The organism is Nocardia paucivorans NBRC 100373 (genome assembly GCF_000308675.1).
GTDB classification, from domain to species: Bacteria; Actinomycetota; Actinomycetes; order Mycobacteriales; family Mycobacteriaceae; genus Nocardia; species Nocardia paucivorans.
This window is the reverse complement of sequence record NZ_BAGE01000044.1, coordinates 43,253-57,577: the sequence shown is the minus strand read 5'-3', so window position 1 is coordinate 57,577 and position 14,325 is coordinate 43,253. Positions and strand designations below refer to the sequence as shown.

At 66.8% G+C, this 14,325-nt stretch carries 12 protein-coding genes; 7 read left to right on the top strand and 5 right to left on the bottom strand.

Annotation, left to right across the window (positions count from 1 at the left end):
• Positions 1-139: 139 nt before the first annotated feature.
• Entirely contained in the window at positions 140-1,246 is a 1,107-nt protein-coding gene (locus ON32_RS14690) for a PQQ-dependent sugar dehydrogenase (protein WP_040791482.1), read from the bottom strand.
• A gap of 106 nt (positions 1,247-1,352) precedes the next feature.
• On the opposite strand from ON32_RS14690, the gene ON32_RS14685 reads away from it, so the two are divergent.
• Entirely contained in the window at positions 1,353-2,315 is a 963-nt protein-coding gene (locus ON32_RS14685) for a DoxX family protein (RefSeq protein ID WP_245551054.1), read from the top strand.
• A gap of 31 nt (positions 2,316-2,346) precedes the next feature.
• Here ON32_RS14685 and ON32_RS14680 read toward each other — a convergent pair whose 3' ends face one another.
• The 3 genes from ON32_RS14680 to ON32_RS14670 all read right to left on the bottom strand — a co-directional run bounded on the left by ON32_RS14680 (position 2,347) and on the right by ON32_RS14670 (position 5,589).
• A complete protein-coding gene (locus ON32_RS14680) occupies positions 2,347-2,769 on the bottom strand; it encodes a nuclear transport factor 2 family protein (RefSeq protein ID WP_040791481.1) in 423 nt (140 codons plus the stop codon).
• A gap of 67 nt (positions 2,770-2,836) precedes the next feature.
• Positions 2,837-4,678 (bottom strand): dihydroxy-acid dehydratase, encoded by a 1,842-nt coding sequence (gene ilvD / locus ON32_RS14675; protein ID WP_040791480.1) that lies wholly within the window; start codon positions 4,676-4,678, stop codon positions 2,837-2,839.
• A 359-nt stretch (positions 4,679-5,037) separates the two neighbouring features.
• Positions 5,038-5,589 carry a PH domain-containing protein gene (locus tag ON32_RS14670; protein ID WP_245551053.1) on the bottom strand — a complete coding sequence of 184 codons (552 nt, stop codon included), beginning with the start codon at positions 5,587-5,589 and terminating at the stop codon, positions 5,038-5,040.
• Positions 5,590-6,128: 539 nt separating this feature from the next.
• On the opposite strand from ON32_RS14670, the gene ON32_RS14665 reads away from it, so the two are divergent.
• The 3 genes from ON32_RS14665 (at position 6,129) to ilvC (ending at position 9,749) form a co-directional block, all read left to right on the top strand.
• On the top strand, positions 6,129-8,069 hold the full coding sequence (locus ON32_RS14665; protein WP_040791479.1) for an acetolactate synthase large subunit: 1,941 nt from the start codon (positions 6,129-6,131) through the stop codon (positions 8,067-8,069).
• Positions 8,066-8,569, top strand: a complete 504-nt coding sequence (gene ilvN, locus ON32_RS14660) for an acetolactate synthase small subunit (RefSeq protein ID WP_040791478.1) — start codon at positions 8,066-8,068, stop codon at positions 8,567-8,569. The genes ON32_RS14665 and ilvN overlap by 4 nt, the downstream gene beginning before the upstream one ends.
• A gap of 166 nt (positions 8,570-8,735) precedes the next feature.
• Positions 8,736-9,749, top strand: coding sequence for a ketol-acid reductoisomerase (gene ilvC, locus ON32_RS14655; RefSeq protein ID WP_040791477.1), 1,014 nt, complete (start codon positions 8,736-8,738; stop codon positions 9,747-9,749).
• Positions 9,750-9,828: 79 nt separating this feature from the next.
• On the opposite strand, the gene ON32_RS14650 is transcribed toward ilvC, so the two are convergent.
• Positions 9,829-10,125, bottom strand: coding sequence for a hypothetical protein (locus ON32_RS14650; RefSeq protein WP_040791476.1), 297 nt, complete (start codon positions 10,123-10,125; stop codon positions 9,829-9,831).
• Positions 10,126-10,576: 451 nt separating this feature from the next.
• Between ON32_RS14650 and ON32_RS14645 the strand changes: the two genes are divergently transcribed.
• The 3 genes from ON32_RS14645 to ON32_RS14635 all read left to right on the top strand — a co-directional run bounded on the left by ON32_RS14645 (position 10,577) and on the right by ON32_RS14635 (position 14,192).
• The gene (locus ON32_RS14645) at positions 10,577-10,780 is read left to right on the top strand and encodes a cold-shock protein (RefSeq protein ID WP_040791475.1); all 204 of its coding nucleotides are present in this window, start codon (positions 10,577-10,579) and stop codon (positions 10,778-10,780) included.
• Between the two features lie 721 nt (positions 10,781-11,501).
• Entirely contained in the window at positions 11,502-13,100 is a 1,599-nt protein-coding gene (gene serA, locus ON32_RS14640; protein WP_040791474.1) for a phosphoglycerate dehydrogenase, read from the top strand.
• A gap of 84 nt (positions 13,101-13,184) precedes the next feature.
• The gene (locus tag ON32_RS14635) at positions 13,185-14,192 is read left to right on the top strand and encodes a 3-isopropylmalate dehydrogenase (protein ID WP_040791473.1); all 1,008 of its coding nucleotides are present in this window, start codon (positions 13,185-13,187) and stop codon (positions 14,190-14,192) included.
• Positions 14,193-14,325 lie beyond the last annotated feature (133 nt).

Below are 14,325 nucleotides of genomic sequence, written 5' to 3'. Positions count from 1 at the left end.
GCACACTCCGAAAACCTCGTGCCCCCGCTACCCGAAGCGCCGTGTCGAAGGCACGGGTGTCGAGGGCACGGGTGTCGAGGGCGGAGACACGAGACCAAAAGGCAGCGAGCACGCCCGCACGGAGCGAGAGCCGGGTAGCTCAGTCCGATCCGCCGTTGCCTCCGGCGGTGGGGGGCGGGATGCGTACCACGCGGTCGTCGAAGGGGCCGGGTTGGCCGCCTTCGGATTTGTTCACCGTGCCGACCCAGATACTGCCGTCGCCGCCGGGGGCCGCGCCGAGTAGGCGGCCGTATCTGTTCTGCGCCACCAGGGTGGGTTCGGCGGTCACCGTGTGAGTGGCAGGGTCGGCGGTGGCCAGGGCGAGCGCCTTCGCTTCGGTGAGAGCGATCGCGACGCCGTCGGCGGTGACCGCGCATCCGGCGACACCGGGACGGTCCGGCCAGGTCCACGCGGTGGTGATCTGGCCGTCGGGGGAGAGACGTTGGAGTCGGTCCACACCGGGGGCGCGGTCGGTGATCCAGACCTGGTCGCCGCCCGGGCAGATATCACCGGCGCCGCCGATTCCGGTGACCGCGACCTCCGGGTTGGCGTTGCCCGGGGCGGGGGAGTTCAGGCGCAACAATTTGCCGGCCAGCGAGCCAGGGTCGGCGGCGGCACCCGGGTTACCCGCATCGCCGGTGAGCACCAGTAGTCGGTCGGGGTCGATCCAGTCGAGGGCGCCGCGGTTGTTGGTGGCGCCCTTGGGGATTCCGGTGAGGATCGGTTTCGGCGGACCGCCGGGGGCGATGCGCACCACTCGATTGTCGCTGCCGGTGGTGATGTAGGCGTAGATCAGCCCGTCCTCGCCATAGGTGGGGGACAGGGCGATATCGCTGAGCCCGCCGTCGCCGGTGGGGTCGACGTCCACGCGGGCGATTTCCACGGGCGGCTGTTGGGGGACCACCTGCAGGATTCGGCCGGTGCGCCGTTCGCCCACCAGAGCAGAGTTGCCGAGGGAGATCAGACCGCCGGTGGTGTCCAGGCAGGTCACCACCACCGCCGGGTCGGGGTCCATACACGGACCGCTCGGTCGGGTGGTGGAGGTAGGCGGTTGCTGGGGCCTCTTCGGGTCGATATTCGCCCCGTGCAGGGTGGGTTCCGGAGTGAACGGGCCGGACGCCGAATCGTCGAAGCGGGCGCATCCGCCCAGCGCAAGTGCGCCGAACAGCACTGCCACCATCACATGTCGCGCGCCAACCGCCTTCATACCTCCAAACGTATCGGACGGTGCTGTCGCCGCGCCTCTCGGTGGTGGCACGGACACGCCGGTCATAGTGAGGGTGCGGGCCGCGCCGGCGGCCTAGGCTGAACGCGTGAGTGCCGAGTCGAAAGACGGGGTCGTGGCCGAATCGTCGCCGACCGTCGGAAAACAGGTGTCCGGGGGTGGTGGGAAGACCGGTGGCGCGCACGCGGGTGTGTCCACCAACGGAGGGGATGTGGGCAGCCCCTACGATCTGCCGACCGGGCAGTTCACCCCGGTGGGTCCGGGTGGAAAACCGTTACCGCGCACCGAGGAGGAACTCGGTCTGGAACCCGATCTCGCAGACTCCGAGGTGCGGGCGACCGTCCCGTCCGGCCCCGGCCCGCAAGGGGGTTCCTCGGCCGCCGACCCGCGGGGGGCGGATGAACCCGGCGGGGAGCTGTCGCCAAGCGGCAACGGCCCGTACTCCTATGCGAGTATCCCGCCGGCGTCGAATCCGCCGAACGGCACCGTTCGGTTGCGCCGTAACGGCGATCACCGCCGCGGCACCCTCGATTTCGGTCTGTTCCTGCTGCGGGTGATCCTCGGCGCCACTTTCCTCTATCACGGGTTGCAGAAATTGACGGGTTGGTTCCACGGACCCGGTCTGGACGGCACCCGGGACATGATGGAGCAGGGCGGTTGGGATCGGCCCTCGTTGGCAACCGCGCTGCTCACCGCGGGGGAGGTCGGTGGCGGCGTGCTGCTCGTCCTGGGATTGGCCACCCCTTTGGCCGCCGGTGCGGTGTTGGCGGTGATTCTCGACGCCTGGGCCTGGAAACAGGGAATGCATCCCGGTCTCCAGTACAAGGCGGGCCCCGGCGCGGTCGAGTACGAGTCCGTTCTCGCCGGAATCGCTACGGTTGTCATCCTCACCGGTCCGGGTCGTTGGTCGTTGGATCGTGGCCGGAGTTGGGCCACTCGTCCGGGTATCGGTTCTTTCGTGGTGCTGGTGTTGGCGATTGCCGCCGCCGTGGCCACCTGGTGGTATCTGCACGGCGGAAACCCGTTCGTCGGTATCGGCCCGGTGGACTGATTCCCGTCGACCGGGCCGGGCGCGTGACCGTTCAGGCGAATGCCCGCGCGACCGCGAGACTGTCCTCGTAGATGTGGTAACGGGTGATGACACCGTCCTGCACGGTGAAGTGCAGCGCGCATCCGGCGGTGTAGGACCGTCCGGTGAGGGCGGCCGTCTGTCGGATCTCGGTCAGAACCACGGCGTCGGCGCCGTCGACCAGAATGGTCGGCGCCGGGGCGTCGGTGGGCGGCGCGGCAGGGACATGCGATTCGGCGAGAGCACGGAAATGGTCGGCCACCTCGGCACGGGTCGAGCGCGGGCGGATCCACGGTGTCGAGGGATGCTCTCCCTCCGGCCAGTTGACCCGCCAGTCGACGGTTTCCGTGAACAGATCGGCGATGGCATCCGGATCGCCGGTGGTGACACGGCGCAGGAATTCGGTGACGACGGTTCGTGTGTCGGCTTCGCTCATGGCCGCAAGCCTATGCGTGGCCCGCCGGCGACTTGTTCTTCCGGCCGGCGGGCCACGCGGTGCGATATCAGGGGACGCGGCGGACGGCGCCCTTGTCGGCGGAGGTCGCCATTGCGGCGTAGGCGCGCAGCGCGGCGGTGACCGGACGTTCCCGGTGCAGTGGCTGCCATGGCCGTTCACGCGCTTCCATCTTGGCTCGGCGCTCGGCCAGCACGGCGTCGTCCACCAGCACCTCCAGGGTGCGGGAGGCGACATCGATGCGGATCTGATCGCCGTTTTCCACCAGGCCGATCGTGCCACCGCCGGCGGCCTCGGGGGAGATGTGGCCGATGGACAGCCCTGAGGTGCCGCCGGAGAACCGACCGTCGGTGATCAGCGCGCACTGCTTGCCCAGACCCGCTCCCTTGAGGAACGCGGTGGGATGCAGCATCTCCTGCATGCCCGGGCCGCCCGCCGGACCCTCGTAACGGACCACGATCACGTCACCGGGGCGGATCTTCTTCTCCAGGATCACCGATACGGCTTCCTCCTGGGATTCCACCACAACCGCCGGACCCTGGAAGGTGAACAGCTCCTCGTCGATACCGGCGGTCTTGAGCACCGCCCCGTCCGGGGCGAGATTGCCGCGCAACACCACCAGGCCCCCCTCGGCGGTGTAGGCGTGCTCGATATCGCGAATACAACCGCCCGCCGCATCGGTGTCCAGTGACGACCAGCGGTTCTCGGTGGAGAACGGTTCGGTGGTGCGCACCCCGCCGGGGGCGGCGTGGAACAGCTCGATCGCCTCGTCGGAGGCCTTGCCGGAACGGATGTCCCAGGTGTCGAGCCACTCGTCCAGTGTCGGTGTGTGCACCGTGGTCACATCGGTTTCCAACAGTCCGGCCCGGCGCAGTTCACCCAGGATGGCGGGGATACCGCCGGCCCGATGCACATCTTCCATGTGGTAGTCGGAGTTGGGCGAGACCTTCGACAGGGTGGGCACCCGGCGGCTGATCTCCTCGATGGTCGACAGGTCGAAGTCGATCTCGCCCTCCTGGGCGGCGGCCAGGGTGTGCAGCACCGTATTGGTGGAACCGCCCATGGCCACGTCCAGGGCCATCGCATTGCGAAATGCCTTGGCGTTCGCGACATTGCGCGGCAGCACCGAAGCGTCGTCGTCGCGGTACCAGCGGTTGGCGATCTCCACGACGACCTTGCCCGCCCGCTCGAACAGGGCGCGCCGCGCGGCATGGGTGGCCAGCGTGGATCCGTTGCCCGGCAGCGCGAGGCCGAGCGCCTCGGTCAGACAGTTCATCGAGTTCGCGGTGAACATACCGGAGCAGGACCCACAGGTGGGGCAGGCGCTGCGCTCGACTTCGGTCAGCCCTTCCTCGGTCACACCGCTGTTGGCGCTGGCCGCAATGGCGGTGATGAGGTCGGTGGGGGCCTGTGCCACTCCGCCGACGACCACGGCCTTACCGGCCTCCATCGGTCCGCCGGAGACGAAGACCGTGGGGATGTCGAGCCGCAGGGCGGCATTGAGCATGCCCGGGGTGATCTTGTCACAGTTGGAGATACACACCAGCGCGTCGGCGGTGTGCGCATTCACCATGTATTCCACCGAATCGGCGATGATCTCCCGGCTGGGCAGCGAATAGAGCATGCCGCCGTGGCCCATGGCGATACCGTCGTCGACGGCGATGGTGTGGAACTCGCGCGGCACCCCGCCCGCGGCGCGGACCGACTCGGCCACGATCTCGCCGACGTCCTTCAGATGCACATGTCCCGGGACGAACTGGGTGTAGGAGTTCGCGATCGCGACGATCGGCTTGCCGAAATCGGTGTCGGTCATGCCGGTCGCCCGCCACAGAGCGCGGGCGCCCGCGGCATTGCGGCCGATGGTGGTGGTGCGTGAACGAAGCGGTGGCATGCTGGTCCTGTGTCTCATTGCGCCGCTGTTCGGCGACGCGTGTTCGCGGCCCTGTTACCTCGGGTCTTCCCTCTCTCCGCGATTCCGTTGTCGATTCCGTTGTCACGGAAGCACTCCGGTCGGTCCGGACCCGAGGCAGGCCGCGAACCCTGAGAATTCCGTCGGTGGACGGTGTCGTCCGCGTACCACTGGCGCCCTGGGTCTTCTGCCTCCGCGGCTTCGCCGGCGCGGAATCGTCTCGACCGGTCCGGGTCGGGACGGGGCTGTGAATTCCGAGAGTCGACTCCGAGAGTCGACTCCGAGAGCTACGGAACCGGAGAGTCGTGAGCCCGGGATATTCAGTTCATGACTGCTCCACGCTACTCCGGTGTTCCGGGCGGCGTGGTATCGGTGTGGTTCTTCGCGGCGGTGTCGTCGCTGTCGGCATTGCCGCTTTCGGCGCTCTCGCCTTCAGCGGGGTCACCGTCCGCGGCGGGGGAATCGGTCCGGGACCGGGATGGCCTCGGGCCCTCGGCGTCCGCGGTCGTCGCGAGGGTCGGCGGCGGGGCGAAGGGGTCGGGGATGCGGCCGCCGGAGGCGGCCACCAGATCGCGAAGGCGGTCGTAGCCCACGGCCGGTAGTTTCGCCTCGGTGTCGTCGTCCAGATGGACACGGACGAAGCCGCGTTTGGGGATGCGCAGGCCGCGAACCCGCTCCCAGGCGACGAACCGGGAACCGAAAACCGTCCGCAGGTGCAGACCCTCGGGGGTGATGGTCGTCCGGGTGCGCAGCAGCCAGACCGAGGCACCGATCGGCAGCAGCAGCAACCACCACAGTCCGGCGGGCCAGCCCACAATGGGGAAGAACACGCACAACAGCAGCATGAACACGCCGAGGAAGGCCAGGCGCGGCACTCGGATGACCCGCGTCACACCCGGCCGGGTGGATGTGCTACCCGTATCGGTCCCGGCCGTGGAGGTATGGGACGATTCTGGAGGTGGCACGGACTGATGCGGTGATGACACCCCACCATCCTCGCATCATGGTGGAAGGACCCGAGCACCGCCGTCGTCCCACATAATGGGAACGTGGTGCTCAGTTGTTTGACTCCGCACCACACGCACGCATACCGTCGTGCGCGTGAAGCGAAACGAGTTGCTCGTAATCGGTCGGCGCGTCCAGCGTTGAGCCCGACTACCTGAGTCGAATACGTCAGCTCGCGTTGCGACGCGCCACCCTCGAACAGCCCCCGGCTGTCGAGGGCTTTTTTGTGTCGGGAGCCTGGGGTGTCGAATCAGGGACATCGGTACGACGAAGATGGGTCGAGACGGGATATGTCGGGCGACGTGATGTGCCGAGATGACGTGTCCGGACCACGACCGCGGTCCGGGGCCGGTGGTGGATATCCGGGGCACCGGATCACCGGCCGGGCGACCGGGGTCGAAACGACAAGCAGTAAGGAACCAAGACGGTGAGCGCACCAACAACTCGGCCAGGGCCCTCCTCGGCCCGTAGGCCCGCGCCTTCGAACCAGCCGGCCTCCGCCGGCGTTCCGACGAACGCGGCCACCCGCCGCCAGGTCCCGCCCGAGCGGGTCACCGGCGCGCAGTCGGTGGTCCGGTCGCTCGAGGAACTCGGCGTCGACACCGTATTCGGTATTCCGGGCGGTGCGATCCTGCCCGTCTACGATCCGCTGTTCGACTCCACCAAGGTGCGTCATGTGCTGGTGCGCCACGAACAGGGCGCGGGCCATGCCGCCACCGGGTATGCCCAGGCCACCGGCAAGGTGGGTGTGTGCATGGCGACCTCCGGTCCCGGCGCCACCAACCTGGTGACCCCGATCGCCGACGCCCAGATGGACTCCGTGCCGATGGTGGCCATCACCGGTCAGGTGGGGCGTTCGCTGATCGGCACCGACGCTTTCCAGGAAGCCGATATCTCCGGCATCACCATGCCGATCACCAAACACAACTTCCTCATCACCGAGGGCACCGATATTCCGCGTATCCTCGCCGAGGCGTTCCATCTGGCCGCCACCGGTCGTCCGGGCGTGGTGTTGGTCGACATCCCCAAGGACGTGCTGCAGCAGCAGACCACCTTCAGCTGGCCGCCGGAGATGCGACTGCCCGGTTACCGCCCGGTCACCAAACCACACGGTAAGCAGGTGCGCGAGGCGGCGCGGCTGATCGCGCAGGCCAAGGCGCCGGTGTTGTATGTCGGTGGGGGTGTCATCAAGGCCGACGCGTCGGCGCAGCTGCGCGAGCTGGCCGAACTCACCGGGATCCCGGTGGTCACCACCCTGATGGCGCGGGGCGCGTTCCCCGACAGTCACGAGCTCAACCTGGGTATGCCGGGTATGCACGGCACGGTCGCGGCGGTGGCGGCATTACAACGCTCGGATCTGCTGATCACCCTCGGAGCCCGGTTCGACGACCGGGTGACCGGGCGGCTGGATTCTTTCGCTCCGGGCGCCAAGGTGATCCACGCCGATATCGACCCGGCCGAGATCGGCAAGAACCGGCATGCCGATGTGCCGATCGTGGGCGACTGCCGCGAGGTCATCGCCGAACTGGTGGATACCCTGCGCTCGGACCCGGCCGGGATCGATCTGGATCTGACCGACTGGTGGTCCTACCTCAACGGGATCCGTAACAGCTACCCGCTGGGTTGGACCCCGCCCGCGGACGGGTCGCTGTCGCCCGAGTTCGTGATCGAAACCCTCGGCCGACTGGCCGGCCCCGATGCCATCTACTGCGCCGGTGTCGGCCAGCATCAGATGTGGGCGGCCCAGTTCATCAAATACGAGAAGCCACGCACCTGGCTCAACTCCGGTGGCGCGGGCACCATGGGCTATGCCGTGCCGGCCGCCATGGGCGCCAAGATGGGGCAACCGGACCGTGAGGTGTGGGCGATCGACGGCGACGGCTGTTTCCAGATGACCAATCAAGAACTGGCCACCTGCGCGGTGGAGGGCGTGCCGATCAAGGTGGCGCTCATCAACAACGGCAACCTCGGCATGGTGCGTCAGTGGCAGACGCTGTTCTACGAGGAGCGCTACTCCAATACCGAGCTGGGCACGCACAGTCTACGCATCCCCGATTTCGTGAAACTCGCCGAGGCATTGGGTTGCCACGGCATCCGGGTGGAGCGGGAAGAGGATGTGGAGCCCGCCATCCGGGAGGCGCAGTCCATCAACGATCGGCCGGTGGTGATCGATTTCATCGTCGGTAAGGACGCCCAGGTGTGGCCGATGGTCGCCGCGGGCACCAGTAACGACGAGATCATGGCCGCCCGCGGTATTCGGCCGCTGTTCGACGAGGACGAGCAGGCCGCCGAACCGGCCGTTATCCATGAGGCCATGTCCCACGGGCGGGACCAGGCGCGTACGGACGAGGGGAACAAACCCGCATGAGCACCACCCACACCCTCAGCGTCCTCGTCGAGGACAAACCGGGCGTGCTGGCCCGGGTGGCGAGCCTGTTCTCCCGGCGAGGGTTCAATATCGAGTCCTTGGCGGTCGGTGCGACCGAGGTCAAGGACATCTCCCGGATGACCATTGTGGTCACCGTGGACGAGCTGCCGCTGGAACAGGTCACCAAACAGCTGAACAAGCTGGTCAATGTCATCAAGATCGTCGAGCAGGACCCGGAGACCTCGGTCGCGCGCGAACTGATCCTGGTGAAGGTGCGTGCCGATGCCAGTGTGCGCACCCAGGTGATCGAGGCCGTCAACCTGTTCCGGGCCAAGGTCATCGACGTGTCCCCGGATTCGCTCACCGTCGAGGCGACCGGAACCCGGTCCAAACTCGACGCCCTGCTGCGGATGCTCGAACCGTACGGTATTCGGGAGATCGTGCAGTCCGGTGTCGTGGCGCTGGGTCGGGGACCCAAGTCGATCACCGCAACCCGCTAGCCGGCAGAATCCGCGCAGCGCGGTAGCCGACCGCACGACCGGCCCAGTGTTCGGAACAGGCAGCGCGTGAACCACGCAGGACACCGATCGGCCGTGCCGAAGGACACAGCTCATATCTCCGTGCCCGCCCGAGCGGGTTACGACACTTCAGAAGGGAAACCACATAGTGGCAGTCGAACTGTTCTACGACGACGACGCCGATCTGTCGATCATCCAGGGCCGCAAGGTCGCGGTGATCGGTTACGGCAGCCAGGGGCACGCGCACTCGCTGAGTCTGCGCGACTCCGGTGTCGAGGTCCGCGTCGGTCTGGCCCCCGGCTCCAAGTCGCGGCCGAAGGCCGAGGAGGCCGGGCTCACCGTCGGCACGCCCGCGGAGGTTTCGGAGTGGGCCGATGTGATCATGCTGCTGGCTCCCGACACCGCGCAGGCGTCCATCTACACCAATGACATCGAGCCGAATCTGAAGGACGGCGACGCGCTGTTCTTCGGTCACGGCCTGAACATCCACTTCGGTCTGATCAAGCCGCCGGCGAATGTCACCGTCGGTATGGTCGCGCCGAAGGGGCCCGGCCACCTGGTGCGCCGTCAGTTCGTCGACGGCAAGGGTGTGCCCGCGCTGATCGCGGTGGCGCAGGACCCGAAGGGTGAGGGGCAGGCCCTGGCCCTGTCGTACGCCAAGGCCATCGGCGGCACCCGCGCCGGCGTCATCAAGACCACCTTCAAGGAAGAGACCGAAACCGACCTGTTCGGTGAGCAGGCCGTGCTCTGCGGTGGTACCGAGGAACTGGTCAAGACCGGTTTCGAGGTCATGGTCGAGGCCGGTTACGCCCCGGAGATGGCCTACTTCGAGGTGTTGCACGAGCTGAAGCTGATCGTCGACCTGATGTACGAGGGTGGTATCGCCCGCATGAACTACTCGGTCTCCGATACCGCCGAGTTCGGTGGTTACCTGTCGGGTCCGCGGGTCATCGACGCCGACACCAAGAAGCGGATGCAGGACATTCTGCGCGATATCCAGGACGGTACTTTCGTCAAGCGGCTGGTCGCCAATGTCGAGGGTGGGAACAAGGAGCTCGAGGCGCTGCGCAAGCAGAATGCCGAGCACCCGATCGAGGTCACCGGTGCCAAGCTGCGCGGGCTGATGAGCTGGGTGGATCGGCCGATCACCGAAACCGCCTGACGCACAACGTCGTAGCCGTTTCGGCACGTGACGAAAAGGGGCTCGTCCGGCTTTCGGACGAGCCCCTTTCGGCTATCGATCAGCTGCTGCCGAACAGGCCGGGCGGCAGGAGGTGGCGTGGCCACCGGCCCGGGCCGTTGTCGCGCCATCCGTGGCCCCGATCCCAATCCCGGTCATGGTGACGATGACCGCCGGGCCGGCCCCGGTCGTGATGTCCGTGACGGGGATGGTGGACATCGGTGACCGTGGGGGCGGAAGGTGCCGGTTCGGCCATGGCCGGTACCGCCGCCGCCACCGGGATCGCGGTGAGCGCGCCGATCACCGCGATACGCGCGGTGGTCCGCCGTATCGCGGTCGATTCGGTTGTCGAGAACATACTTTCGTTTCCTTTCCTACGGGGCGTCGGTTCGGGTGGGCCGGCACCGAACGCGCCGCTCCGACCGGGACGACTCCACCCCGGAAGCGGAAATGGAACTGCCCTGGCGGGCTTGCCGCTCGGCCGTCGAAGCGACTTCACCGGGCGAACACACGGTGCGGCCGTCCTATCCGGCCGACGCGCTCTCAGTCTTTCCCATCACATCGTTCGGCGGTATCGATGTGGCCCAATTGGGCGGAAAATCGCCCCCGAGTACTAGGTGGGAACCCTGACATCACGAGTGGTGCGGTCCGGTGGACGCGTCATAACCGGACACCGTTCAGGGCGTTCTACCTCACACTTGGACGAATATCATGTGGAGGAACTTCTCGCGCCGTGGCATCGTTGTCAGAGAGATCAGGCTCATCGACGTGATTTGCCTGGCTCCCTACAGGAAGTATGAAGTAGCAAGATGGCTCAAGGCAGTGTGAAGTGGTTCAACAGCGAGAAGGGCTTCGGCTTCATCGCGCAAGACGGGGGCGGTCCTGACGTCTTCGTGCATTACTCGGCGGTCGCCGGCACAGGTTTCCGTACCCTCGAAGAGGGTCAGCGGGTGGAGTTCGAGATCGGCCAGGGCCAGAAGGGCCCGCAGGCTCAGGATGTTCGCTCCATCTGAGTGATATGACCGATGGGCCCCGCACCGGACAGGTGCGGGGCCCATCGCGTATTCGAGGCAATGATTTCACCAAGAGGTGATTTCCCAAGAGGTCGTGCGGCTTCTCGCAGCGTGTGACCCGGTGTCCGCGAGCGCCTTCTCGTGGTTGCGTTCGGCCCGATAGCGAAAATCACGGGCATTGCACTTCGGAGCGCATTTCGCTGCCGGGTGACGCCCTCTCGTGTGTGGGTTCGGTCACCTGGCCGGCGGTGGGTTGGATCGCATCTTCCGAGGTCCGGCGCTATTTTTTCTGCGCCGTATCGGCGGTTCGGCAATGCATTTGTGTTATACGCCACTAATTCTATCGATTTTGTAACTCCGTCGAAGGGGCGGTCGATGTTCCGTGTGACAGTCGGTCGTCACGACCGAATGGACACGGAAAGGAATTCGCATGATCCCCATTATCATCGAAAGCGGTAGCGCTACTTTGAACGTTCTGCTGGAGAGCATCGGCACGCTTCTGTTCGGTGGTCGCTGAGACAGCGATACTCCTGTTTTCCACGCACCGCCCCGGATTTCGCGCGAAGTCCGGGGCGGTGTCGTGTCCGCGGACGGTCGAATCCGGGTGTGTTTCCCGCATCGGACGGCGGCCGACTGCCAGGTGGGGATCGAGGGCGGAAGCCGGCCCACTAAGCTGTGCTGCGGTAAACCACCGTCCCCTTCCTTCCAGGAGTAACCCACAGTGAGCCAAGCAGGCCGTCCTGTAGTTCTGATCGCCGACAAGCTCGCCCAGTCGACCGTCGACGCGCTCGGTGACGGCGTCGAGGTCCGCTGGGTGGATGGCCCGGACCGACCGGCATTGCTGGCCGCGGTCCCCGAGGCCGATGCACTACTGGTTCGTTCCGCCACCACGGTGGACGCCGAAGTGCTGGAAGCGGGTAAGAATCTCAAGATCGTCGCGCGGGCCGGTGTCGGCCTGGACAATGTCGACGTTCCCGCCGCTACCGAACGCGGCGTCATGGTTGTCAACGCTCCGACCTCCAATATCCACACCGCAGCCGAGCACGCGGTCACCTTGCTGCTGGCGGCCGCCCGACAGATCCCCGCCGCCGACGCGACCCTGCGCCAGGGCACCTGGCAGCGCAGCAAGTTCAACGGTGTGGAGATCTACGGCAAAACGGTCGGTGTGATCGGTCTCGGCCGGATCGGTCAGCTGTTCGCGGCTCGTCTGGCCGCCTTCGAGACCAAGGTCATCGCCTTCGACCCCTATGTTTCCCCGGCCCGCGCCGCGCAGCTCGGCATCGAACTGGTGAGCCTGGACGAACTGCTCGAACGCGCCGACCTCATCTCCATCCACCTGCCGAAGACCCCGGAGACCAAGGGCCTGCTGGGCAAGGAGGCCATCGCCAAGACCAAGCCGGGCGTCATCATCGTCAACGCCGCCCGCGGTGGGCTGGTGGACGAGGCGGCCCTGGCCGAGGCCATCAAGTCCGGCCATGTGCGCGCCGCGGGTATCGATGTCTACGAGACCGAGCCGTGCACCGACAGCCCGCTGTTCGAACTGCCGCAGGTCGTGGTGACCCCGCATCTGGGCGCCTCCACCACCGAGGCGCAGGACCGGGCCGGCACCGATGTGGCCAAGTCGGTGTTGCTGGCCCTGGCCGGGGAGTTCGTGCCCGGTGCGGTGAATGTCGCCGGCGGTGCGGTGAGTGACGAGGTCGCCCCCTGGCTGGATCTGGTGCGCAAACAGGGCGTGCTGTTGGGCGCGCTCTCCGACGAGCTGCCGGTGAGCGTGGAGATCCAGGTGCGCGGCGAACTGGCGGCGAGTGAGGTCAAGGTGCTGGAGCTGGCGGCCCTGCGTGGAATCTTCTCCGCTCATGTCGAGGAGCCGGTCACCTTCGTCAACGCCCCGGCGCTGGCCGCCGAACGCGGGATCGGCACCGAGGTCACCACGCATTCGGAAAGCCCCAGCCACCGCAGTCTGGTCGACCTGCGCGCGGTGTTCGGGGACGGTCGCACCCTCAATGTGGCCGGTGCCCTCACCGAACCGCAGCAGGTGGAAAAGATCGTCAACATCAACGGCCGTAACTACGATATGCGCGCCGAAGGTCTCAACCTGGCGATCCTCAACTACGCCGACCGGCCGGGCGCACTGGGCAGGATCGGCACCGCGCTGGGCGCCGCCGATGTCGATATCCTGGCCGCTCAGCTGACCCAGGACGTGAACAAGGAAGGCGCCACCGTGGTGCTGCGGGTCAACCGCGAGGTCCCCGCCGATGTGCAGTCCTCCATCGCCGAAGCGGTCGGTGCCACCAAGGTCGTTCTGGTCGACCTGTTCTGATTCCCGAAACCCGGGACGTGCCGGCCGCGTTGGGCCGGTGCGTCCCGGACACGGTCGCGGAGAACCGAACGGAGCATTGTTTTCATGAAGCTGGCTGTCATCCCCGGTGACGGGATCGGTCCGGAGGTCATCGCCGAGGCGCTCAAGGCACTCGACGCGGTCGTACCCGGAGTGGAGAAGACCGAATACGACCTGGGCGCCAAGCGTTACCACGCGACCGGCGAGGTATTGCCGGAGTCGGTGTTGCCCGAGCTGAAACAGCACGACGCCATCCTGCTCGGCGCCATCGGCGATCCGTCGGTGCCCAGCGGGGTGCTCGAACGCGGCCTGCTGCTGCGCACCCGTTTCGCACTGGACCACCATGTGAATCTGCGGCCGTCGAAACTGTTCCCCGGCGTCACCGGTCCGCTGGCAGGTAATCCGGAGATCGACTTCGTGGTGGTCCGGGAAGGTACCGAAGGCCCCTACACCGGTACCGGAGGCGCGATCCGGGTGGACACCCCGCATGAGGTCGCCACCGAGGTCAGCACCAATACCCGGTTCGGTGTCGAGCGGGTGGTGCGCTATGCCTTCGCCAAGGCGCAGGCCCGACGCAAGCGCCTCACCCTGGTGCACAAGACCAATGTGCTCACCTTCGCCGGTTCGCTGTGGCAGCGCACCGTGGACGCGGTCGCCGCCGAGTTCCCCGAGGTTCAGGTCGCCTACCAGCACATCGACGCCGCGACCATCCATATGGTCAACGATCCCGACCGGTTCGACGTGATCGTCACCGACAACCTGTTCGGTGACATCATCACCGATCTGGCCGCCGCGGTGAGCGGTGGCATCGGTCTGGCCGCGAGCGGCAATATCGACGCCACCGGCACCAACCCGAGTATGTTCGAGCCGGTGCACGGCAGCGCCCCCGATATCGCGGGGCAGGGCAAGGCCGACCCCACCGCCGCCATCCTGTCGGTGGCGCTACTGCTCGAACACCTCGGCAATACCGAGGCCGCCGGGCGCATCCACGCCGCGGTCGCCGCGGATCTGGCCACCCGTACCGGTACGGCTTCCACCTCGGAAATCGGCGATCGTATCGTGAAGGCCCTCTGACCGGTCGACCACGGCCTGCCGCCGGAACAGTATTTCGAGATTTCGAGCTGCTTTGGCGGTATCGAGGTGTTCGGGCCGGATTCGACGAACGGCCGAATCTCTGGAGGGCGTCATGACGGTTCGACGCACGATC